This window comes from Embleya sp. NPDC025285 (assembly GCF_055558835.1).
Genome location: NZ_JBVHLU010000074.1, coordinates 21559 through 44741 on the forward strand (window position 1 = coordinate 21559; position 23183 = coordinate 44741).

Here is a 23183-nt window from a genome sequence, read left to right on the forward strand (position 1 = left end):
GATGACCTGGGTGCAGACCGCGTCGACGACGCTGGAGAACGAGCACGTCCTGCTGCGGCCGATCGTCCCCGAGGATCGCGAGGCGGTGCGCAAACAGGCGATGGACCCCGAGATCTGGCGCTATTTCGTGCTCGTGATCGCCACCGATGCCGAGTTCGACGCGTTCTTCGACGCGGCCCTGGCCGATCAGGCCGCCGGTCGCCGCGTCGTCTACAACGTGATCGACAAGTCCGTGGATCGCACGGCGGGCAGCATGAGCTTCTGCAGCATCGCCGAGCCGGACGGGCGGCTGGAGATCGGCTGGTCGTGGCTGGGCGCCGAGTTCCGGGGCAAGGGCATCAACCGCTGGGCGAAGTTCCTCATGCTGGAGCACGCCTTCGAACAACTGAACGCCGAGCGCGTGGAGTTCAAGACCGACGTGCTCAACCTCCAGGCGCGCGCCGGACTGCGCAACATCGGAGCCACCGAGGAGGGCGTGCTGCGCAGCTTCAATCCGATGCCCGGCGGCAGGCGCCGGGACGCGATCTACTACAGCGTGCTGCGCGCCGAATGGCCGTCGGTTCGCGCGCAGTTGCTCGCCGGGCCCAAGGTGACGCGACCGACGGGGAAGGCGTGACCGCGGCCGGCCCGCGGGTGCCGGTGGTGCGGGCTCGGGGCGACGCCTTCGAGTGCGGCCGACGGCACGGCGTCGAGCGCGCCGAGAGCCTGCGCGCCTTCCTCGACGACGGGCTGGCCCGGCTGAACCGGATCATGCCGGCCCCGGTGTCGTGGGCGACGCTGAAGCCGACGCTGGATGCGTACCGGGTCGAGATAGAGACCCAGACGCCTTTGCTGGCACAGGAGTTGCACGGGCTGGCCGAGGGAGCGGGGCTCGGTGCCGACGAGGCGCTGCTGTTGCAGGTCCGGCGCGAGATCATGGGATACCAGCGCATACCGACCATGGGTGACTGTACGACGTACGCCGTCGGCGGCGCGGCCGGCCCGGTGCTGGCGCAGACCGTCGACCTCAATGGCGACCTGGACGACCAGATCTGCGTCCTGGACATCACGCGGACCGGCTCGCCCCGCCGGGTCCTGGTGCTCGGCTTCGGTGGGCTCCTGGGCTACCTCGGGGTCAACAGCGACGGTCTCGCGGTCGGGCTCAACCTCGTGCTCGGCGGCCGGTGGCGACCGGGCCTGCCGCCCTACCTGGCCATCCGCCACCTGCTGGACAGCGCCCGCGACGTGGACGACGCGGTACGGATCCTGCGTACCCTCAAGCTGGCGAGCTCGCGCAACCTGGTGTTGTGCGACGCCCGCAAGTCGGCATGGGTGGAGATCCTCGGCGACGAGCTGCGGGTGAGCGAGTCCTCGACGAGCACGCACACCAACCACTTCCTGCACCCGGACTTCGTCGCGCACGACGAACTCAACGTCTTCGCCCGTAACTTCTCCCGGCAGCGGCTGGACGCCTGCCGTGCCCGCCTGACCGAGCTGGCGCCCCGAGCGGGCGTCGAGGAGCACTTCGCGCTGCTGTCGCGGGCGCCGATCCGGGTCGAGGGCAACGGCGACGTCCGCCGCGAGCGCACGGTGGCGGCCGTGGTGCTGCGGCCGGACCTGGGCGAACTGCACGTGCGGCCGGGCGATCCGGCGCTCCATCGCACCCACTCGTTCTCGCTGCGCGCCGCCGTGGCCCGGGGCGCCGCACCGGCGGAGGTGATCTCGTGAGTGTGTCCGTGGCCGGCGGCGGCTGGTTCGTCACGCGCGACGGCGCCGCCGCGCACACCCCGCGCGTGTACTGCTTCGCCCACGCGGGCGGCGACGCGCGTTCGTTCCTGTCCTGGCAGGAGGAGCTGGGCGACGAGGCGGAACTGGTCGCGGTGTGCCCGCCCGGCCGCGCGCACCGGGCACGCGAGGCCCGACCGACGCTGGCGGAGTTCGCGCACGGCGCGGCCTCGGCGATCCGGGCCCGGGCCCGGGAGTCGGGCGCCGACGGCACGCGGCCCGTCTACCTGTTCGGACACAGTCTGGGCAGCCTCGTCGCGTTCGAGACCGCGCGTCGGCTGCGCGATCTGTCCACGCTGCGACGGTTGTTCGTCTCCGGCGTGTCGGCCCCCTCGCTGGCGCCCTCGCAGCGCGTTCGCCATCTCGCGGCCCTGGAGGGCCGGGAGTTCGCCGAGGCGCTCCAGTTCTTCGAGGGTCTGCCCCCGGAGGTGATGGCCCAGGAGGAGGTGCTGGACCTGCTGCTGCCCGGCGTGATCGCGGACTTCCGGATGGCCGCCGGTTACGAGTACACCTCGGCCGCCCCGCTGGCGGTGGGCGTCACGCTCATCGCCGGCCGCGACGACCCCTACCTGTCCCCCGACAAGCTGGCGCTGTGGGACCGCGAGTGTGTGAGCCCGCCCGAGTGCCACTGGGTCGACGGCGGCCACTTCCACTTCCGCGACAAGGGCCCCTCGGCGGTGATCGACCTGCTGCTGACCGCCGTTCGGGCCGATCAGCACATCGAAGTGATCTGACCCCGCAAGGGCACGCTGAACGCATCCAAAGCGCATCGGAAGGAACGGCAATGCTGCTCGACCCGGCAGACCGGTACCGAAGGGGCCTCGCCTTCAAGGAGGCGCACGAGAGCGAGCGGGCGTTCGTGGTGGCGAACGCGTGGGACGCGGGCAGCGCCCGCCTGCTGACGCAGCTCGGCTTCACCGCGCTGGCGACCACCAGCGCGGGCCTGGCCTTCGCGCTGGGCCACTCCGACGGCGTGAACCTGTTGGATCGCGAGCAGGCGCTGGACAACGCCCGCGCGATCGTGGCCGCGACGCCGCTGCCGGTCGGCGCCGACCTGGAGAGCTGCTACGGCACGTCCGGCGAGGAGATCGCCCACACGATCCGGCTGGCCGCCGACGCGGGCCTGGTGGGCGCCTCCATCGAGGACGCCACCGGGGACCCGGACGACCCGATCCTGCCGATCGAGGCGGCCGTGGAGCGGGTGGCCGCGGCCGTCGAGGCGGCCCGGGCGCTGCCGTTCCCGTTCACCCTGACCGCGCGGGCGGAGAACTTCCTGTACGGCCGGGGTGATCTCAAGGACACCGTCGTGCGGCTCCAGGCCTACGAGGCGGCGGGCGCCGACGTGTTGTACGCGCCGTGTCTGCCGGACGTCGAGGCGATCCGCACCGTGTGCTCGGTGCTCGATCGGCCGGTCAACGTGCTCGCGGGGGTCGGTCCGGCGTTGTCGGTCGAGGAGTTGCGCGAGTGCGGCGCTCGGCGGATCAGCCTGGGCTCGGCGTTCGCCCGGGCCGCGCTGGGCGGCTTCCTGCGCGCGGCGCGCGAGGTGCGCGAGCACGGGACGTTCGCCTTCGTCGGGCAGGCCGTGCCCTACGCCGAGGTGAACGCGCTGATGTCCGAGCCGGCCGCCGAACCGGAGGAGGACTCGTGACCGGACCGTCCGCCCACCTGCACGGGCCGCGGTACGTCCTGGGCGAGTTCGAGGTCCCGCACACGAGCATCGCCAACCTGGCCGCGCGCGCCGCCGAGTTCAAGATGGCGCCGACGCCCGGCCTGTGGGGCTGGGGCACCGTGCGACGAACCGAGCGAAGCCTGGAGGCGATCGCGGCGCAGAGCGCCGCAGCGACCCTGCGGGCCACGGCGAGCGGCGCCGACGCGGTCGTGCTGTGCTCGACCCGGGTACCCGGCCCCTCGGAGGGTCACGGCGCGTTCATGGAGTCCTTCCTGGCCGAGTCGGGCCTGGGCGACGTCCCCTTCTACGGGCAGAACATGAATCGCTGCGTGAACCTGCTGGCCGCGATCGACACCGCGACCGCGTTCGTCCGCGCCGGTCGCCACCGGCGGGTGCTGGTGGTCACCACCGACAGCGCCGCGCACGAGGACGACCGGATGGCGAGTTACGCGCTGTTCAGCGACGGGGCGGCGAGTTGCCTGGTGGCGGCCGAGGGCGAGGTCGAGGGCGGCTACGAGATCCTCGCCTGCGCGAGCGCCCAGGACCCGGGCAGGCTGGCGCACGCCAACGAGATCAGCGCGGACCTGGCCCGCACGGTGAACGAGCGCCTGCTCACCCCCCTCGGGATGAAGCCGGGCGACATCGCGGGGCTGATGCACGCGAACATCTTCAAGCCGGTGATCGTGATGAAGGAGCGGCAGGCCGGTTTCACCCCGGCCCAGCTCCATCTGGACAACATCACCCGGGTGGGCCACTGCTTCGCCGCCGATCCGTTGATCAACCTGGTCGACCGGGCCGAGGCGGGGCACGTCGAACCGGGCCGGCACTACCTGTTGGCCGCCGGCGTTCCCGGTCAACGGATCGGAGTGCTGCTGCGCAGGGCCGCCGGATGACCGTGGACGACACCCCCAGGAGGAGGCCCAGGATGACCACCGCACCGCGTACGCCGGGCGGCGACCGTGGCTTCGTGCCCTTCGTCCTTCCCGACACCATCGACGCGCTGCCGCTCCGGCCCTTCGCGTTCAGCCGCGCCGGCTGGGAGGAAGCCCGGGCTGCCACGCTCGCGGAGCCGAACGAGTTGTTCCGGCTTCTGCTGCGCGACCAGGAGTCGGAGTCGACGCTCCTGGTCGCCCGGCGCGTGATCGACGCCTTCCTGCCCGCGGCCGAGGACCGGGCCCCGGACGCGGCGGCCGGCACCTTCGCCGACGCCGATGCGATCGCCGCCGAAGTACAGGCCGTCCGCGCCGAGTTGGCCGCGGTCCTGGCGGCCCTGACCCGATCGGGTCCGCAGGCTCGCGCGAGGGCCCTGCGGGGGCGGGCGCCGCTGGCCCTGTCGGCCGGCTGCCGGCTGGACACGCTTTCCCAGCCCGCGACCCAGCCCTCCGTCGTCGTCAACCGGCTCTTCGCCCACCACCTGACCCTGCGCGGCGGCGGCAATCCCGAGCGCGGCCAGGCCCGGTTGCGCCGGCGCGCGCTGGAGAGCGCGGGTGTACTCCTGCCGGAGATCGCCGCCGCCGACTTCCTGGACAAGGCCCGGGCCCGCCCGCTCACCGCCCTGCACGGCAGCTTCCACCTGGCCCTGTCCCGGCTGCCCGCCAATTTCCTGCCCGAGGTCTCGGGCGTGCACTACGCCTTCCACGCGCTCGGCGTGGACGACCTGCTCACCGACACCGCGCCGCTGTTGTCCGAGCCGGATCTGCGCGAAGTGCTGGCCGAACATCTGGCACTGGCCGGTCCGGCCACGCGGCGCCGGCTGTACGCGGCCGTGCGGCTGACCCTGGACCTGGAGCGGGAACACGTCGCGATGCTCGCCGAGCTCGGCGCCTGGCACGACAACCTCACCTTGGAGTCGAAGGTCGCCGACATCATCGCGCGCCACGCCCCGCTCGCCGGCCGCCAGCACGGCGACGTGCGGATCGGCGGCAAGGCGCTGACGGACGTCTTCGGCGCCGCCCGGATCGACCTCGCCGGCTTCCTGGCCGACCTACGCGAGTCCGGCCACCTGCGCGGGCCCGGCAACGGCGACTGCCGGCTCCTGGACGCGATGCGCTTCGGCGGGCCGATGTTCGGGATCTTCGACGAACACGAGGCGGCGACCTTCCGGGCCTGGGCGGCGAGCGTCCAGGCCGGCGAGCGTCCCGTCATCGAGATCTCACCCGAGACCGCCGGGGACGAGGCGGCCGAGCGCCGGCGGGCCGCGATCGCCCGCAGCGCGCCCGCCGACGTCGTGATCGCCGAGGCCGAACCACGCGACCACCGCGAGTTGTTCCACCGCCTGGTCAACATCGAGAACTTCCCCAACACCCTGCCGATCGCCGCCGAGCGGGCCGAGCGCTGTTTCCGGGACGCGGAGATCCTGTTCGTGCACGGCGCCGGCGGCCGGTACACCGACGCGAGCTGGTTCGACTACAGCCCACAGGCGCTGTACGAGCGGGCCGAGCGGGTCTATTGGGAGAAGCTGGTCGACCCGTACGAGCCGCTGCGCGAGATCCCGGACCGCGACGAGGTGCTCTTTCGGCAGTCCACCTACTACCTCACCTACCTCATCGACGGCGCGTGGCTGCACCGCCTCGGCAATCTCGGGCACGACGAGCGCGAGACCGACGCCATGTTGTTCGCCATCTACGCCGACGAGATGGGCAACGGCGACCTGCGCAAGAACCACATCACGCTGACCCACCGGGTGTTGGCCAGCGCGGGCATCCGGCTTCCGCACATTCGCGACGAGGCCTTCATCGAGCAGGATGAACTCCCGGACGATCTTTACGGGTTCGCGATCCAGCAGTTGTGCATGTGCCTGTTCCCGGACCGTTTCCACAGCGAGATCCTGGGCTACAACCTGGCGATCGAGATGTTCGGCTCCGGCGAGATGCGGCTGCACGAGTTGCAGAAGTTGCGCCATCACGGCATCGACGACTGCTACGAGCAGGCACATCTGACCATCGACAACTTCTCCGCCGGGCACGCCAAGCAGGCCGCCGACATCATCGTCGGCTATCTCGACCGGGTGCGGCGCACCGTGGGAGAGGCGGCGGTGGCCGAACAGTGGCGTCGCGTGTGGCGCGGGTACGCCTCCTTCGCGTACTTCCTCGAACAGCCGATTCTCAAGCGCATATCCGCCGGCGACCCGCCCGCCGGCCCGGACACCCCGTCCCCCGGCGAGACCGACGACCTGGCCGACCTGGTCATCTGAGTCGGCCCCGACCCCGCGAGATCACGAACCGGCAACCGGAGGGCACCACATGGCCGAACCCCACCCGCGCACGACCGACGTCGGGATCACGATGCGACACGAGGCGCGCGAGAGCGAGCGGCGGGCACCGATCGTGCCGGCCGACGCCGCGCGGTTGGTCGCGCACGGCATCACGCTCACGGTCGAGCACTCGCCGCAGCGCGCCTTTCCGATCTCGGACTACCTCGACGCCGGCTGCGTGGCCGCCGAGGCCGGTTCCTGGCTCGACGCCCCGGCCACGGAGTTCATCGTCGGGCTCAAGGAACTGCCCGCCGAGCCGGCTGCGTTGGCGCACCGGCACGTGTATTTCGGCCATGCGTACAAGGGCCAGCGCGACGCCGCGGCGCTGCTGCGGCGCTTCGCGGCGGGTGGCGGCGCGCTGCTGGACATGGAGTACCTCACGGACGCGGACGGTCGACGGCTGGCCGCGTTCGGCTATTGGGCCGGTTACATGGGCGCCGCGCTCGCGGTGCTCCGGCATCGGGGACGGCTGGACCTGCCGCTGCGACCGCTGACGAAAAAGGCCCTGGATCGGGTGTTGCGCGAGACGTCCGGCGGCACGCGGCCGAGCGTGCTGGTCGTCGGGGCACTGGGTCGGTGCGGGCGCGGCGCGCGGGACGCGCTGGCGGTCGCGGGGATCGAGCCGACCTGCTGGGACGTCGCCGAGACCCGATCGCTGGACCGCGCGGCCCTGATGGATCACGACATTCTCGTCAACGCCGTGCTGGTGACCGCGCCGACCCCGCCGTTCGTGACCGTCGAATCCCTGCGGGCCGGGCCCCGGCGACTGTCCCTGATCGCGGACGTCACGTGCGACGTCACCTCGCGCGACAACGTGTTGCCCATCTACGACGACACCACCGATTGGCGCGAGCCGGTCCGCCCGTTGCGCGACGTCGGCGACCCACTGGGCGTGATCGCCATCGACAACCTGCCGTCGCTGCTGCCTCGCGAGGCCGGCGTCGCCTTCTCCGCCGAACTGACGCCCCATCTGCTGACCCTGGGAGAACCCGGCCAACCCTGGCAGCGCTGCCTGCGGGTCTTCCGCGACGCATGCGAAGCGAACGGCCTGGAAACGGAGAACGTCCATGTCTGACGCGATTCCCGCCGACGGAACCGTGCACTGGATCGGCACCGGCCTGTCCACCGGCAGCGGCTTGCGCGTGGTGGCCGACCGGGCCCGGCGGCTGCTGGTGTGGGGCCGCACCGACGCCAAGGCCGAGCGCTGCCTGGCCCGGCTGGGCCTGACCGACCGCGCAGGCGCCCGCGCGTACGATCTGGGCCGGCTCGCACAGGAGTTGCGCACCGGCGACATCGTGGTGTCGATGTTGCCCGCGAGCGAGCACCCCGCGCTGCTGCGGCTGTGCGTCGAGCACAACGCCCATTTCGCCTGCAGCAGTTACGTCTCCGAGGGCATCCTGGCCGAGGCGCCGGCCGCGGCGAAGGCCGGCCTGGTCGTGCTGACCGAGGCCGGCCTCGACCCGGGTATCGACCACCTGTTCGCCGACCTGCTGGTGGCCAGGGGCCGTGAGGTCGTCGGCGACGGCCCGGCCACCGTCGAGTTCACCTCGTACTGCGGCGGAGTCCCGGCCGAGCCCAACGAGTTCCGCTACCGCTTCAGTTGGGCGCCGCGCGGAGTGTTGAGCGCGCTGCGCGCACCGGCCCGCTACCTCGACGAGGGTGTCGAGCGGGTCGTCGACCTCCCGTGGACGGCGACCCGCGCGCACGCGCTCGACGGCGAGACGTTCGAGGCCTACCCCAACCGTGACAGCGTCCCCTACCTCGCCCAGTACGCCTTCCCACCCGCCTGGCAGGCGCGCGTGTTCGTCCGCGGCACGCTGCGCCTGGAGGGCTGGCTGCGGGCCTGGGAGGACGTGTTCGCCACGGTGCGCACCGGCGACGGAGACCGCATCGCCGCCCTCGCCGACGAACTCGCCGCCCGCCATCCGACCACCGACGCCGACCGCGACCGGGTCGTGCTCGCCGTCGCGCTCGACATCCGCGGCGCGAACGGCGCGTCCTGGCACGGCGAATACGTCCTGGACACGGTCGGCGACGCCGAGGAGAGCGCGATGGCGCGGTGTGTGTCCCTGCCGCTGGCGTACGGCGTCACCGAGATCCTCGACGGAAAGGCGCCCGCCGGCCTGCGCCAGGCCGCCCAGGGCGCCGAGGACGCCCGGCGGTGGCTGGCCTTCCTGAGCGCGAACGGCGTCGACTGGCGCTTCGACGAACAACGCCGGACGGGCTGAGCACCGGCCGGCCCCACGATCCACCGATCCACCGATCCACCGATCCAGGAGGACACGGAACCATGACCCAGGCACGACTCGAGTCGCGGGATCCCGCCGACCGGCCCAAGGCATTCATCCTGACCGGCTCGTTCCCCGTGATCCGCCGCAATCCGCTGTATCTGACCGAACTCTCCGGGCGCGGCCTCGAGATCCTGGTCATCACCGCGGAGTCCTACCGCGAGCAGGCGACGGCGGCGATGGCCGACACCTCCAACCCCGCCTCGCAGATCACCGAAATCGCTTACGTCACCGGCGACTTCACGGTGCAGGGCGCGTTCGTCGCGGGCGCGATCGCCCGGACCGCGGCCTGGCGCGAGGCGTACACCATCGTCGGCGCCTACGCGGTGGGCGACTACCTCGCCGAGCCGACCGGCCTGCTCGCCGACGGACTGGGGGTGCGCTCGCCGGGCTTACGCGCCAGCCGCGCCTGCCGCAGCAAGTATCTCCAACGCTGGTACGCCGCCGACCTGGGACCGGCGTCGCTGACCATTCCCGCCGGCGAGCGCGCGAGCGTCGATCTCGGCGCGGTGCGCTTCCCGGTCGTGGTCAAACCCGCCTCGCGCGCCTCCAGTTCCGGAGTCGAGACGGTCGACGACGTGGCCGCGCTGCGCGAGCGGCTGGCCTCCTACCCCGACCACGAGGTCGTCCTGGTCGAGGAGAAGGTGCTGGGCCCGGAGTTCTCCGTGGAGAGCCTCGTCCAGGACGGCGCGGTGGTCTTCGCGTCGGTGACGGACAAGGTCACCACCGACAGCCACACGCACACCTTCGTGGAGATGGCGCACAGCGTGCCCGGCGTGCGCGAGGACCTGCGCGAGGCGCTCGTGACGGCCAATCGGCGGCTGGTGGAGGCGCTCGCGTTCGAGAACGGGATCGCGCACTCCGAGTGGCGGGTCGGCGACGACGGTCTCCCGCGCCTGATGGAGGTGGCCGCGCGCACCCCCGGCGACGGGCTGCTGACGCTGTATCAACTGGCCACCGGCCGTCCCCTGGAGCCGGAGATCCTGCGCGTCGCGCTCGGCGAACCGGCCGGCTACCCGCGGCCGCACCGCTACACCCGGCAGGTCTACCTGGAGCACCGGCCCGGCACGCTGGAGGACGTCGTCCTGGACTGGCCGGATGTACGGCCCGAGTGGATCGGCGACAGCGGTGTGTGGCCGGACATCAAACCCGGGGGGCCGGGCGAGGAACCGACGCTGCGTGCGGTGCTGGTCCTGCAGAAGCGCGGTGCCTCGCTGGTGCCGCTCGCCAATTCCGACGACCGGTCCGTCACCTTCTTCATCGACGCCCCCACGCCCGACGGACTCGACGCCCTGGAGCAGCGCGTCCGCGCCGCCATCCGCATCGTCATCGGCTGACGGGCATGACCGACGTCGTCCACGAGGAGGGCCACGACAGCGACAAGGCCGCCGTGGTGGCCACCTTCCGGCAGGCCTCGCTCCCGGCGAAGACGCTGCTCGCCGGGGCGTTCGTCAACCGCCTCGGCGCCTTCCTGAACATCTTCCTGGTGTTGTTCCTGACCTCGCAGGGCTACTCGGACGGTCAGGCGGCGTTCGCGCTGGGTGTGTACGGCGGCGGCGCCATCGTGGGCGTGCTGCTGGGCGGGGCGCTGTCGATCAGGCTCGGCGCGCGCAACGCGAGCGTGCTGAGCATGGTCGGCGCGAGCGTGCCCCTGGCGGCCATCCTCTACCTGCCCTCGTTCGGCCTGATCCTGGTCGCGGTGGCCCTGGTCAGCCTGGCCGGGCAGCTCTACCGCCCGGCGTCGGCCACCCTGCTCTCCGACCTCACGCCGGCGAACCGCCAGGTGATGATCTTCGCGATGTACCGCTTCGGGCTGAACCTGGGCGCCACCGTCGCGCCGCTGTTCGGATTCGCGCTGTACAACCTGGCGGGCCGCAGCTACGCACTGGTCTTCTGGGTCGAGGCGACGATCGCGCTCATCTACGCGACCATCGCGTGGCTGACGTTGCCGCCCCGATCAGCCGAACCGGGCGCGGCGGGCGCGCCCGCCGCCGCGGGCGCCGACGGGGAGGAAAGCGCGCGGGAGGCCGGTCGGGTCGGGCGGGGCGGGTATCGCGCCATGCTGCGCGATCGTCGCTACATGCTCTACCTGACCGCGATCTTCTTCTTCGGGGTCGTCTACGTGCAGTACCTGTCCACGCTGCCGCTCGACGTCAAGGACAGCGGCGTGGCGATCTTCTGGTACACGCTGGCGGTGTCACTGAACGGCTTCATCGTCATCTCGTTCGAATTGCTGGTCACCAAGTACGCGCAGGCATGGTCGCAACGCCTGACCATGGCGTGGGCCCTGGTCCTGGTGGGCGTGGGCGTGGCCGTGTACGGACTGCCGCTGGGCCCGGCCGTGATCCTGCTCGGCACGCTGATCTGGTCGGTCGGCGAGATCCTCGGCGGTCCGGCCACCACCGCCTATCCGGTGGTCGCCGGACCCGCGCATCTCAAGAGCCACTACATCGGCGGCTTCCACTTCGCCTGGAGCCTGGGCGCGGCGGTCGGACCGGTCGTGGGCGGGTGGTTGTTCATTCGCTTCGGGCATCAGGTGTGGCCGGTGCTGACGGTGGGTTCGGTGTTGTCGATCGTGCTGGTGTTGGTGTCGGTGCGGGACGAACCGGCGGCGGAACCGGTGGGTTCCGATGCCGCCGACGCGTCGAGCAGCACGGCCGGCGCGTCGGGCGGGTGACGGGGAGGGTGTGGCGGGGTGACCGGGGGCGGGCGTTGGTCGCGGCCGGGATCACCGTGTTGTTGTGGGCGTCGGCGTTCGTCGTCATCCGTGACGCGGCGCCGCACTTCTCCGCCGGCGCCCTGGCGCTGGGCAGACTGGTCCTGGGGGCGGTGGTACTGGGCCTGTTCCTGCTGGTGCGCGGCGAAGGAGTGCCGGCCCGTGCGGCGTGGCCGGGCATCCTCGGCTCGGGTGTGCTGTGGTTCGGCGTGTACTTCGTCGCGCTCAATCGCGGTGAACAGGAGGTCGACGCGGGCACCGCGGCGCTGGTGGTCAACGTCGGCCCGATCCTGATCGCCCTGTTCGGCGGTTGGCTCCTGAAGGAGGGGTTCCCGCGGCAGTTGATGGTCGGCGTGGCACTGGCCTTCGCGGGCGCCGCGTTGGTCGGGTTCGCCGGCCTGGACGCCGGCCGCGCCCCGTTGGTGGGCGTACTGCTGTGCCTGGTCGCGGCCGTGGGCAGCGCCGCCGGCGTGATGGCGCAAAAGCCCGCGCTCGGGCATGCCTCGGCGCTCCAGGTCACCACGTTCGGCTGCGCCGTCGGCGCGGTGGCGTGCCTGCCGTTCGCCGACGGCCTGGCGCACGATCTGGCGTCCGCGCCACCGCGCGCCGTGCTCGGCATGGTCTATCTGGGCCTGTTCCCGACCGCGCTTGCCTTCTACACGTGGGCGTACGCGCTCTCGCGCACCACCGCCGGAAGGATGGGCGCGACGACGTATCTGGTGCCGGTCGTCGTCGTGCTGATGTCCTGGGCCCTCCTCGACGAAGTGCCCGAGCCGGTGGCACTGGTGGGCGGCGCACTGTGCCTGACGGGGGTGCTGGTCTCCCGGCGCGGACCCACGCCCGAGGCGTCGACGGCGGTGCGCGAGGGAATCAGAGGATCGAGGGCGGAACGTGTCGCTATCGTTGCGTACCGTCCGTGCCCGTCCGGGTGCGCCGAGGGAAGGCTCATGGTGTTCACAAGCGTTCTGATGGTCGAGCAGCCGCTGTCCGCGGCGGACGTCGAGCTCGTCACCACCCTCCACGACGACACGATGTCCTTCGTCGTGCTGATGCAGCCGCGCGGCAACGAGGACCGACTGCTGCGCTCGATCGACGACGTCGCGCTCGGAGAGCTGAAGCAGGCGGTCCACGAGGCGGACGAGCCGGAAGGCGAGGGAGCCGAGGGGCCCGCCGCCCTGGCACTGGAGCACTCGCTCCGAAGCCTGCGGGAGGCCGGCAGTGAGGCCGTGGGCCAACTCATCGAGGGCCACCCCTTGGACCTGCTGCGAACCGTGGTCGAACAGACGCACGCCGACGAGGTGATCGTGCTGACCGCCCCGCACCTGGTCGAGGAGTTCTTCCACCGGGACTGGGCCAGCCGGGCCCGCCACAAGGTGGGCGTTCCGGTGCTGAAGCTGTACGCCCACGACGACCAGGAGGAGTGACCCGGCACATCCGCGACGGCGGCGAGCCGAACGGACCCGCCGGTCGCCGCCGCCTGCCCCGGCACCACCGCCGCCCTCGCCGGCGCCGCCGGTGAGTTTGTTCAGGATCCCTGCCGGGGCGCCGATGGTCTCGGTGTGAATTTTTCGTTCCCGATTCCCGAATTCAAGGGCCTCCGGCCGCATCCGGCCGCTCCACCTCGGCCCGTGCCACCGGCACGCCGGCGACGTTGGACGGGGGTCGTCGTGGCGGTCGCCGTGACGTCCGCCCTGGTGACCGGCTCGGCGAGTCCGAGCCCGAAGCGGCCGGTCGCCTCGCTCGCGTCGACGAACACCAAGCAGGCGGCGGGCATCACGCTCGACGGTGACCACCTGACCCTCGCGCAGATGAAGGCCGTGCTGCACGGGAACGCGGGTGCGGTACGCCTGGCCCCGGCCGCCGCCACGCGCATGCGCACCGCCCGCACGGGAGCGTTGGCGGCGCTCGCCCGCGGGCAGCGCGTGTACGGCTGGAACCAGGCGCTGGGCCCGCTCAAGGACCATCCCCTCACCGACGAGCAACAACGCGACTTCCAACGCCGGGTCCTGCGCTCGCACGCCGCCGGTACCGGCGAGGAACTCTCCCCCGGCGTGGCCAGATTGGCCCTGGTGTTGCGGGCGAACGCGATGGCCCGGGCAAAAATGGGCGTGCGGCCCGAGATGGTCGAGCGCATGCTCGCGTTGGTCAACGCGGGCGTGACCCCGGTGATGCCCTCGATCGGCTCGCTGGGGACCGGAGACCTCCAGCCGATGGCCGCCGCGGGACTCGTGCTCACCGGCGACGCGGGCACCGCCCGGTACCGCGAGGGGCCCGCGCGCGGAGCCCGCGAGGTGCTCCAACAGGCGGGGCTGCCGGTCGATTTCCCATTGGAAGCCGGTGAGACGCTGCCGCTGATCAGCGGCAGCGGTGTGCTGACGGCGCGTTACACGGCGTCGGTGGATCGCTCGGAACGGTTCCTGGACCAATTCCGGGGCGCGTTCGCGCTGTTCCTGGAGGCGACCCGGGCCGAGGCGAGTTCCCTGGACGAGCGCACCCACGCCGAGCGGCGCATCCCCGCCGAGGAGCACGAGGCGGCCCGGCTGCGCGAGTTGACCGACGACAGCGCGTGGATGACCGAGCAGGGCCGGGAGCGGTTCGGCGAGACGTCGCCGCGCGTGCAGGACGCGGTGTCCGTACGCGCCGCCCCGCACATCGTCGCGACCGCCCGGCAGACCCTGGACGAGGCGCAGACCATCATCACCCGCGAGGCCAACGCCTCGACCTCCAACCCGCTGTTGTTCGAACGTCCGGACGACACGTGGGAGTTCGTGATGGGCGGGAACTGGGACGGCGCGCAGATCGGACACGCGATCGACACCCTCAACGCGCAGATCACCGACGTGTCCGTACTCTCGCACGAGTTGTCCGGACGACTGATCGCCTCCAAGTGGAGCTACGGGCTCCCCGACAACCTCGCCGGCCCGCCGGTCGGACTCAACTCCGGCATGGTGCAGGTCCAGACCGTCGGCGCGGCGCTGATCCCGGAGATGCAGGCACGCGCGATGCCCGCCGGGGTGCTGTCCCGACCGGAGAAGTTCGGGCAGGAGGATCACAACACGATGGCCATGGCCTCGGCGCGCAACCTCGACGACAACCTGCACCGCGCCGAGATCGTGTTGGCCGTGCAGTTCCTCCTCGCCGCGCAGGGCATCGACCTGGCCCGTCCCACCATGGGCGACCTGCCCCTGGCCAAGGCCACCGACGAACTGCACCACCGCTTCCGCGAACGGGTACCCACCCTCGGTGAGGACCGCTGGATGACGCCCGACGTCGACACCGCCGTCGACATGGTCGCCCGTGGGACCCTGCGCCCCGACGGGGTCTGAGCCCCGCGCGACCCCGCCGGATCGGCGGCGTCGACGCGGGTCGACGCCGCCGACCGGGCCGGCCGTCCCGGAGCCGTCGGGCTCCGGGACCGGGGCGCGGCGTCTCCCGGGCGGCGGGGCGCATGATCGGCACCCTTCGGACCCGCGTCCGGGCCCGGGTCACTACGCTGCCGTCATGTCCTCGTACGAGCCGGTCCTGCCGCCGTGGATCGAAGGGGAGGTGTGCGGGTACTGCCCGTCGCTGCGCTTCGCTCCCGGCGAGTTCGACGTGGCCGACCGGCCGGACCCGGCGTGGCCGTGGCGCCCGGGCGAGGGACGCCGCATCGACGCCGAGTCGGGTGTGGGGGTGTGCGTGCATCCGCACAAGGTCCGCTTGCCGGTGGGCCGCTGGGGCAGCGAACGCCGAGCCCCGGACCTGTCCGCCTGGCACGCTCCCGAACCGGACGCCGCGCCCCCTCGGGACCCGGAACCCGCGCGGCCCGCCGAGCCGGTCGCGTTGTCCCCCGGCCTGCGACGCCTCCTTCGCGGCACACGTCCCACCGCGCGCAAGCCGCAGCGCGACGAGCGGCACCCTCCGGTGGTACGGCCCGCCCCCTCTGTACCCGGCCTCGTGCTGCCCGAGGTTCCGACCGACGCCGCCCGCCTCGTCCCATGGCTGCGCGAGGTGCTGGGCCGCGCGGAACCCGACCGGTTCGCCGACGTCCTCGACGCGGCCGAACACGCCGCCGCCGCAATCCACCCACCCGAAACGATCGTCGCCGCGCTGCGCGACGCGATGTCCTAGGCCCCTGTCCGGCGGATCTTGGTGGATCGGGCCGCGTCGTGAGCGCAGCGAGGAGCCCGAAGGGCGGATGCCGTGCATCGGCGTGCCGGAGAAGCAGCCGCATGGTGCTTCCATTCGGCTGCTTCTCCGGTGCGGCGAGGCGCGGTGCCGGGCGGCGCGGACCCACCAGGATTCGCCGGACAGGGCCTGGCCGCGGTTCATCGCGCGGAGCGCGGCCGGGGCCTCGGACCCGAGTCGACTGCCGTCGGGACTCGCACGTCGAGCACACGCCGGTGGGCGGGACCCCGAAGGAATCCCGCCCACCGGTGGGCCTCGACCGCGCGCGGGCGCGGGCTACGGCCGGTTCTCGACCGTGACCGTCTCGTTGTCCGAGTGCACCAGGAGTCGGTGCTTCCGGTCCGGTTGGTCGGCCATCCACGCCACCTGGTTCGGTACGTCGACGACCACCCGGGCCGGGTGTTCGCCGTGCGCGCGGGCCACGTGCTCACGCATCGCGACCTCCTCCGCGTGCAGTCGGGCCGGGGCCCCGGCCGGCAGGCCGTAGACGTAGGCCAGCCCGCCGGTCGGCCAGTCGGCCTGCTCCAGTACCGCCCGGTCCAGCCGGCTGGCGCCCCCGACGACCTGGGACATGCTCATCGCCGGGGCGTAGCGGCGCTCCAGGAGGAAGGCCCGCCGATCCGCGCCGGATTGCAGTTCCAGCACACTCGGCGGCGAGACCATGCTGACGTTGCGGAACGCGGCGCACAGCCGATCCCCCGCCAACACCTGGAAGTCGACGAAGAGCAGATCGCCCTCGGCTCCGGCCGGACGGGCCTCCACGCGCAGTTGCCCCTCCGTGGGGAACGGGGCGAACAGGTCCATCCGGACCAGGCCGTGTGGATAGGGCACCACGTTCGGCCCGACCTGGGGATAGGGCAACCAGAACACCCGATCGGCGATGATGTGCGTCGCCGCGTCGAGCAGCCCGGGATGCGTGAACGTCCCGGGGACGGAACCGCGTCGCGCGTCCAGGATGCCCACCGCGCCACCGCTGCCGTAGCCGACCTCGGTGAGGTACTGGAACGCCGGGCCGTGCGGCAGCCGATTGGTCAGATACGGCAGTTCCGCGCGCTGGGCATCGGTGAGCGGCGGCAGCGGAGCCGGCGTTTCGGGCCGGTCGAAGGTGATCGTCGCCTCGGCCACGAGTTCGAACCGGGACAGCGCCTCGTTCCGGGCCGGCCGCCACATCAGCAGGCTGACGTGTACGTCCCGGTCCCGACCCGCGATCGGCTCGACCCTGGTGGCCAGACGGGTGGGGCTCACCACCGGGATCCAGCGCTGGAGGCGCAGTTCCCGCAGGCCGGTCGCCTGGAGACCGGTGTGCGTGCTCGCCGCCTGGAAGAGGTGGTCCACCGTGCACATCATCGGCAGCACCGGCAACGTCCAGGTGGGGCAGTGGTCCAGCACCCACGGATCGTCGTCGGGGCTGACCACGAACTCGCGCTCGGCCGGGCCGCGTTGCGGCGTCGGCATCGGCGCGGCGGCCTCGGCGATCGCGGCGACTTCGGCGGCCGGTTCGGCCGGCCGCACCGGGGCGATCGCGGCGACCGGAGGCACCGGCTCCGCCGATCCCACCGGATGCGGTACGGGTGCGCCCGCCTGCGGCACATGCGGTACGGGTACCACCGCCTCCGACGGATGCGGATCCCGGAACGCGCTAGCGACCTCGAGCAGCGCTCGGGCCGCCCGCTGCTGCATCTCCAGGAACAGCAGGTGGTTCTCGTGCCGAGCGTTCAGGAACTGCAGATGGGATCTGCCCACGAGCCGCTGGTGGGCGCTGAGCGCGGCCGGTACCAGGCTTTCCTCGACCGACACGTGGCTCGGCGTCGGCGGAGGCGGCGGGGCCGCGGCCATTGCCGTAGCCGGGACCGGGACCGGGACCGCGGCCGAAGTCCGGGCCGGCGCCTGTGCACCGGCACCGATCTCGACCGCCGGCACCGCGCGGGCCGCCGGAAGCGCCACGAGCTCGCGCGCCGGGCGCGCCTCCTGGAGCCGGAGCACGGTCCTGAGGTCGAAGAACGCGATGCTGGACAGACGCCGGGCGGGCGTCTCCCCTTCGGCCCTCCGGCCCAGTGTCGCGAAACCGGTCTCGGCCGGCGCCGTGTCCCCCGCGTTCAGGACCAGTTCGGCCGGCGGCGCCCCGAGCGCGGCGACGCTCACCTTCGCCCGGGTCAACTCCGGCCGTGGCACTGCCACGCCACCCAGGGTGGGCACGCTGCGGTGGTACAGGGCCACGGTCGCACAGGCCACACTCAGGAGGCCGGCGGCGCAGTGCGGGCGACCGAACAGGCCGGACGGATCCAACCGGTCCGACCGGCCCGATCGGTCCGACTGCGCGGGCGCCGATTCGAGGTCGCCGACCACCAGATCGACGGCGTCCGACGCCGCCGCTCCCTCGGCCGAGTCCCGGTCCCGGTCCTGCGGTTCGATCACGGCGAGGACGGGGTCGCCGTCCCGGCGCGCGTGGTCGAGTCGCTTCAGGGCCAGCACCACGGCCGCGTTTCCCTCGGCTCCGGGGAGTCCGAGGTCACGGACGACCGCGCGGTGGACCACCGTGGAGGCGAGGTCGACCGCGCCCACGAGTGCCGCGTCGCTCGCCCCACTGCCGATCGCGTCGACCGCCATGTCGAGCGCCCGGATCCCGGATGCCTCCTCGGCGCAGACCGCGACGCTGTGGTCGGTCAGCCGAAGCTGCGCGCTGATCCGGTTGGCGGCGATGTTGCCCAGGCCCCCGAGCGACCACGGCGGGCAGTTCAACGGGTCGGCGACGCGGTCCTCGGAGGACGCCTCGGCCGCCGCCGACCGGCGGGCCTCCAGGGTGGTGCGGTTGTGCCAGACCGAGAACTCGGCGTGCACGGTCGCCGCGCCCACGCCGACGAGCACCATGGTGCGCTCCTCGGGCAGTTCCAGCGCGCGGGCGGCGTCACGGGCGGCCTCCAGCACCAACAGGTGTTCGCCGGAGGTCTGGAGCATGTCGTTGGGCGGCATGCGCAGGCCGTCCACGCGCAGTTCGACCGTACGCGGCGGTCGCAGCCTGGGCTCGCCCGCCAGCAGGGCGTCGACGAAGTCGCCCGTGGTGTCGCCGTCACCGACGCGGGCGCCGAGGCCGACGACCGCCACTTGGTGCCGGCGGCGCGCGGCGGGGCCGGGCACGGCCACGCCGGGGAAGGAGACCGACGCCCGGTCGGCGGTGTTCCAGGCGTCCACGACCAGGTGGGCGTTGACACCGCCGAAGCCGAATCCGCTCACCGCGGCGCGCCGAAGACCCCGCCACTCCTCCGGCCGGGCCAACGGGCGCAACGGTGTGCCGCGCATGGCGTCGATGGCCTCGTCGGCACCGACGGTGGGCGGCAGCGTGCCGTGTTCCATCGCGCCCAGCACCTTGAGCAGCGCGGCGCCCGACGCGGCGGTGAGTGGATGGCCGAGGTTGCCCTTGACCGAACCGACCGGCAGGTCCGTACGTTCGGCGAAGATCCGGGCCGCGCAGCCCGCCTCCACGGTGTCGCCGACCGCGGTGCCGGTGGCGTGGCACTCCAGCAGGGACACCGTCTTGGGATCGATGCCCGCGGCCTGGTAGGCCAGGCTCATCGCGCGTTGTTGCCGGCCGCCGTCCGGGACGAGCATGCCGCCCCGGCCGCCGTCGTTGGTCGCCCCGATGCCGCGGATCACGCCCAGGACGGGCACGTCCGCGGCCAGGGCGTCCTCCAACCGCATGAGGGCGACCATGGCGGTCCCCTCCGCGGGGACCAGACCGTCGGCGTCCCGGTGGAAGGGCCGGGAGCGTCCGCTGGGGCTCAGTGCCCCCAGCCGACCCATGCCGTGGCTGATGATCTCGGGCGCGCCGCCGTTGAGCGCCCCGGCGACCATCAGGTCCGCCTGCCGGAAGGAGAGCTTCCGGCAGGCGAGTTCGATCGCGTACAGCACCGACGCGCAGGCCGCTTCCAGGACCACCGCGCCCGCGCGCAGCTCGAACGCCCGGGCCACCAGTTGCGCCGGAAGCCCGAAGCAGAATCGGCTCGCCGGGATCGGCGCGTGCCGGTCGTGCCGGGGCCACCCGGCCCGGACCTCGGCCGGCTGCGAGCGCAGCCAGACGTCCTCGGCGTAGGCGGTCATCGACGTGGTCGGGCACGAGATGTTGCCCAGGACCAGGCCGGCGCGTGGCTGCAGGCCGAGTCGGCCGACCTCGGCGAGTGCCTGCCGGGTCGCGTGCATGACCCAGCGGACGGTCGGATCCAGGCCCATGACCTGTTCGGCGTCGATGGCCAGGCCGTTCGGGTCGAAGCGTTCCTCGAACCCGGTGACATGGCCGAACACGGTGCTCGCGGGGTCGGCCCCGCTCCAGTCGGGTCCGGCCTTCGAGCGCCCGATGGAGAACGGGGTCAGTCGTACCGCGCCGGAGACCACGGTGTCCCACAGTTCGGCGGGATCGTTGGCTCCGGGCAGAACGCAGCCGCGTCCCACGATGGCGATGGCGGGAAAGTTCATGCCCCTCACGCGTCCGTCGAGATCAACGCCGCGGTTCGCTGCGGGCTGGACAGGTCCGGGCGGTAGACCATCTCCACGCCGGCGAGCACGCCCAGGACCCGCTCCGCGCCCTCGTGCTCGGTGGTGAGCCAGATGTCGCAGATCGCGTTGTCGGTGCCCTGCATGACGCTGTGGACGGTGCACTTGACCGGGGTGTCCACGGCGCCCGTCGACAACACGCGTACCTCACGAACGCCCATCGGCAGGGACTGCACGCTGGCCGAGGACAACACCCACAGGCAGGCCGCCTGGAGCGCGCCGTCCAGGACGAGCGGGTCGGTCTGCCAGGCGTCGTGCGCCCAGCCGAGCTGCCGCAGCCCGACGAGATCGCAGGTCGCCCCGGCGGAACTCAGCCCGTTGATCGTGGTGATGGCGTGGAAGAGCGGTCCGTGGAAGAGCATGGCCCCGTCGTAGACGGCGCTGCCCGGGTGTACCTCGAAGCTCTCGTCGACGGGCTCCGCGGCCGGGGCGGTCAACGTCGCGACCTCGCCCGGACCCGCGAGGGCCGCGTAGTGCAGGGCGCCGTCGGCACTCTTGAGTTCCAGGCGCAGCGGGGCGTCCGGCTGGGTGGCGTCGGGGCGCGCGTGCACCCGCAGCCGGGTCTCCTCCACACCGAACTTGTCCAGTGCGACGGCGCGCAGCACGCGCAGGTCACGGACCAGTACGGAATCCTGGTCGGGCAGGGCCATACGCGCGGCGCGGGCGAACCATTCCAGCACCAGGGCCACCGGCACCACGGGGCGTCCCGCGATGCTGTGGTCGACCAGGTAGGGGTGGGTGTCGGCGCCGACCAGGATCTCGGTGACGCCGCCGTGGTCGGTCTCGACGGCGGGACCGGCCGCGCCGGCGGCGATCGAGACGCAGGCCGGACCGGACTGCTCGAGTTCGGTCATGAACGCCTGGACGCCCGCGCTCTCTTCCAGGAGCGGGACGCCGAGCCGACGGAAGTGCTCGGCGTGCGCGGGGGAAACCATGCCGGCGGCCCAGGGGCCCCAGGCCACGGCTCGCACGGTGCACTCCGGGCGGTGGGCCGCCTCGGTCGCGGTGATCTGCTCCATGGCCTGGTTGGCCGCCGCGTAGTCGCTCTGCCCGGCGGTACCCAGTCGCGCGCTGACCGAGGAGAAGGCGCACACCAGGCGCACCGGGTCGTTGTCGGTCAGCTCCAGGAGGGTGCGGAATCCGCGCACCTTGGTGTCGTAGACGGAGGTGAACTGGGCCTGGGTCTTGTCCGAGATGTTGCTGTCGGCGATGACACCGGCGGCGTGGATGATGCCCGTGATCGGGCCCCAGTCCCGGCGTACCTCGGCCAGTGCCTCGAAGACCCGCTCGCGGTCGGTCGCGTCGGCGGTGACGTAGCGGGTCTCCGCTCCGGCGACGGCCAGCAGGTCCAGGGTGGTGCGGATCTCGCGGGAGGCGAGCACCCGGCCGGAGGCGACGGCGAGTTCGGCCAGGGTCGGGGTGGCGCCGGTGTTCTCGTCGCGACGGTTGCTCAGCACCTTGCGGATGGCGGTCTCGTCCGCGGCGCCGCGCAGTTCGTCGTCCTCGTCGACGGGGCGGGTCCGTCCCAGGAGCAGGAACTTGGGCCGGTGGGCGCCGGCCAGGGCGATCAGGCAGGACGCGGTGATGCCGCGGGCTCCGCCGGTGACCACGATCACCGGGTCCGGTCCGAGGTCGAGCGGGCGCGGTGTGCCGAGGGTCTCGGTGGTGCCGCGGAGCAGCGCGCGCGAGCCGTCGGCGGTCAGCGCGACGTCGGTGGTGTCGTCGCCGTGCAGGAGCTCGGTGGCGATGGCCTGGGCGAGGTCCTGGGGCGCGCGGGCGGCCCGCTCGATGTCGATCGTCTTGATCGAGGCGTGCGCCCATTCGTTCGCGGCGGTCCGGGCCAGCGCGGCGATGCCGGCGCAGCCCTCGCGACCGCGGATGCCGGAGGTGCCGAACGCGCCGCCGGTGTCCTGGACGACGACCAGGACGCCGCCTCGGCGCTCCATGGCCTCGGCGATGGTGTGCAGGGTCGTGAAGACCTCGCGGGTGGGTGCGTCCGGGTCCTGCTCCGGGTCGATCTCGCGCAGGCCGGCGAGGACGATCACGGCGGTGGAGTCCTCGGTCACCCGGTCGGTGACGGAGACCTTGATGCCCTCGCGGCGCAGCGTCTCCGCCAGGCATTCGGCGACGCCGGTGCCGTCGTCGGTGATCAACAGCGGTTGTTCGCGCAGGCCCTTGAGGGGGCCGCCGTTCGCGGCCTCGGTGGGTACCAGGGTGGTGCCGGTGCGCAGGACCGTGAGCTGGGGCGCGGCGTGCTTGGCCTGTGCGGGGATCTGCTCCTGCGCGCGGGCGGCCGGCGCGGCGGGCGCGACCGGGGCCGGGGTCTGCGGGGTCGCGACGTCGGGCGCCCGGAGGGAGGTGATCTTGTCGGCGATGGCGGCGATCGTACGCAGCCGGGCCAGGTCCGCCGGGTCGACGTTCGCCTCGTCCGGGAAGTGGTCCCGCAACCGGGTCAGGATCTGCACCCGCTTGATCGAGTCGACACCCAGGTCGACCTCGAGGTCCATGTCCGGCGTGAGCATCTCCACCGGATAACCCGTCAGTTCCGCCACGATCGCCAGCGCCACGTCCGCGCCGCTCTCCTGGGCCGGAGCCGAGGCCGATTCCGGAAGCGGGGCCAGGGCCGGGGCCGGGACGGAGGCGAGCGCCCGGGTCTGCGGGGTCGCGCCGTTCGGTGCCCGGAGCGAGGTGATCTTGTCGGCGATGGCGGCGATCGTACGCAGCCGGGCCAGGTCCGCCGGGTCGACGTTCGCCTCGTCCGGGAAGTGGTCCCGCAACCGG

The 23183-nt window shown here is 72.6% G+C and carries 14 protein-coding genes and 1 pseudogene; 13 read left to right on the forward strand and 2 right to left on the reverse strand.

Annotated features, from left to right (window positions below):
- Position 1: 1 nt before the first annotated feature.
- The 13 genes and pseudogenes from ACZ4FV_RS36230 (at position 2) to ACZ4FV_RS36290 (ending at position 15800) form a co-directional block, all read left to right on the forward strand.
- Complete coding sequence (locus ACZ4FV_RS36230; RefSeq protein ID WP_395864848.1) at positions 2–616, forward strand: GNAT family N-acetyltransferase; 615 nt, start codon at positions 2–4, stop codon at positions 614–616.
- Entirely contained in the window at positions 613–1707 is a 1095-nt protein-coding gene (locus ACZ4FV_RS36235; protein ID WP_402238086.1) for a C45 family autoproteolytic acyltransferase/hydolase, read from the forward strand. Before ACZ4FV_RS36230 ends, ACZ4FV_RS36235 begins: the two co-directional genes overlap by 4 nt.
- Complete coding sequence (locus ACZ4FV_RS36240; protein ID WP_402238083.1) at positions 1704–2498, forward strand: thioesterase II family protein; 795 nt, start codon at positions 1704–1706, stop codon at positions 2496–2498. Before ACZ4FV_RS36235 ends, ACZ4FV_RS36240 begins: the two co-directional genes overlap by 4 nt.
- A gap of 50 nt (positions 2499–2548) precedes the next feature.
- Positions 2549–3412 carry an isocitrate lyase/PEP mutase family protein gene (locus tag ACZ4FV_RS36245; RefSeq protein ID WP_402238081.1) on the forward strand — a complete coding sequence of 288 codons (864 nt, stop codon included), beginning with the start codon at positions 2549–2551 and terminating at the stop codon, positions 3410–3412.
- Positions 3409–4326: a beta-ketoacyl-[acyl-carrier-protein] synthase family protein gene (locus ACZ4FV_RS36250; protein ID WP_395864855.1), complete on the forward strand. Its 918-nt coding sequence runs from the start codon at positions 3409–3411 to the stop codon at positions 4324–4326. Before ACZ4FV_RS36245 ends, ACZ4FV_RS36250 begins: the two co-directional genes overlap by 4 nt.
- A gap of 32 nt (positions 4327–4358) precedes the next feature.
- Positions 4359–6626: an iron-containing redox enzyme family protein gene (locus ACZ4FV_RS36255; protein WP_465324687.1), complete on the forward strand. Its 2268-nt coding sequence runs from the start codon at positions 4359–4361 to the stop codon at positions 6624–6626.
- Between the two features lie 49 nt (positions 6627–6675).
- A complete protein-coding gene (locus ACZ4FV_RS36260) occupies positions 6676–7761 on the forward strand; it encodes a saccharopine dehydrogenase (RefSeq protein WP_395864859.1) in 1086 nt (361 codons plus the stop codon).
- Positions 7754–8914: a saccharopine dehydrogenase family protein gene (locus ACZ4FV_RS36265; RefSeq protein ID WP_465324690.1), complete on the forward strand. Its 1161-nt coding sequence runs from the start codon at positions 7754–7756 to the stop codon at positions 8912–8914. Before ACZ4FV_RS36260 ends, ACZ4FV_RS36265 begins: the two co-directional genes overlap by 8 nt.
- Before the next feature lie 62 nt (positions 8915–8976).
- Positions 8977–10311 carry an ATP-grasp domain-containing protein gene (locus ACZ4FV_RS36270; protein ID WP_465324692.1) on the forward strand — a complete coding sequence of 445 codons (1335 nt, stop codon included), beginning with the start codon at positions 8977–8979 and terminating at the stop codon, positions 10309–10311.
- 5 nt (positions 10312–10316) lie between these two features.
- Positions 10317–11651 carry an MFS transporter gene (locus tag ACZ4FV_RS36275; protein ID WP_465324694.1) on the forward strand — a complete coding sequence of 445 codons (1335 nt, stop codon included), beginning with the start codon at positions 10317–10319 and terminating at the stop codon, positions 11649–11651.
- 35 nt (positions 11652–11686) lie between these two features.
- Positions 11687–12538, forward strand: a pseudogene (locus ACZ4FV_RS36280) (DMT family transporter); the annotation flags it as partial.
- An 819-nt stretch (positions 12539–13357) separates the two neighbouring features.
- Complete coding sequence (locus ACZ4FV_RS36285; protein ID WP_465324696.1) at positions 13358–15016, forward strand: HAL/PAL/TAL family ammonia-lyase; 1659 nt, start codon at positions 13358–13360, stop codon at positions 15014–15016.
- A 175-nt stretch (positions 15017–15191) separates the two neighbouring features.
- Positions 15192–15800 (forward strand): hypothetical protein, encoded by a 609-nt coding sequence (locus ACZ4FV_RS36290; RefSeq protein WP_465324698.1) that lies wholly within the window; start codon positions 15192–15194, stop codon positions 15798–15800.
- A 333-nt stretch (positions 15801–16133) separates the two neighbouring features.
- On the opposite strand, the gene ACZ4FV_RS36295 is transcribed toward ACZ4FV_RS36290, so the two are convergent.
- Complete coding sequence (locus tag ACZ4FV_RS36295; protein WP_465324701.1) at positions 16134–20324, reverse strand: hotdog fold thioesterase; 4191 nt, start codon at positions 20322–20324, stop codon at positions 16134–16136.
- Positions 20325–20329: 5 nt separating this feature from the next.
- Positions 20330–23183 (reverse strand): SDR family NAD(P)-dependent oxidoreductase (locus ACZ4FV_RS36300; protein WP_465324703.1); only part of this gene is annotated, 2854 nt, incomplete at its 5' end.

Bases quoted from the DNA above. Each gene is read 5' to 3' on its own strand.
- ACZ4FV_RS36230 (WP_395864848.1), top strand. From the start codon at position 2: ATGACCTGGGTGCAGACCGCGTCGACGACGCTGGAGAACGAGCACGTC.
- ACZ4FV_RS36295 (WP_465324701.1), bottom strand. From the start codon at position 20,324: ATGAACTTTCCCGCCATCGCCATCGTGGGACGCGGCTGCGTTCTGCCC.
- ACZ4FV_RS36245 (WP_402238081.1), top strand. From the start codon at position 2,549: ATGCTGCTCGACCCGGCAGACCGGTACCGAAGGGGCCTCGCCTTCAAG.
- ACZ4FV_RS36260 (WP_395864859.1), top strand. From the start codon at position 6,676: ATGGCCGAACCCCACCCGCGCACGACCGACGTCGGGATCACGATGCGA.
- ACZ4FV_RS36275 (WP_465324694.1), top strand. From the start codon at position 10,317: ATGACCGACGTCGTCCACGAGGAGGGCCACGACAGCGACAAGGCCGCC.
- ACZ4FV_RS36255 (WP_465324687.1), top strand. From the start codon at position 4,359: ATGACCACCGCACCGCGTACGCCGGGCGGCGACCGTGGCTTCGTGCCC.
- ACZ4FV_RS36290 (WP_465324698.1), top strand. From the start codon at position 15,192: ATGTCCTCGTACGAGCCGGTCCTGCCGCCGTGGATCGAAGGGGAGGTG.
- ACZ4FV_RS36265 (WP_465324690.1), top strand. From the start codon at position 7,754: ATGTCTGACGCGATTCCCGCCGACGGAACCGTGCACTGGATCGGCACC.
- ACZ4FV_RS36270 (WP_465324692.1), top strand. From the start codon at position 8,977: ATGACCCAGGCACGACTCGAGTCGCGGGATCCCGCCGACCGGCCCAAG.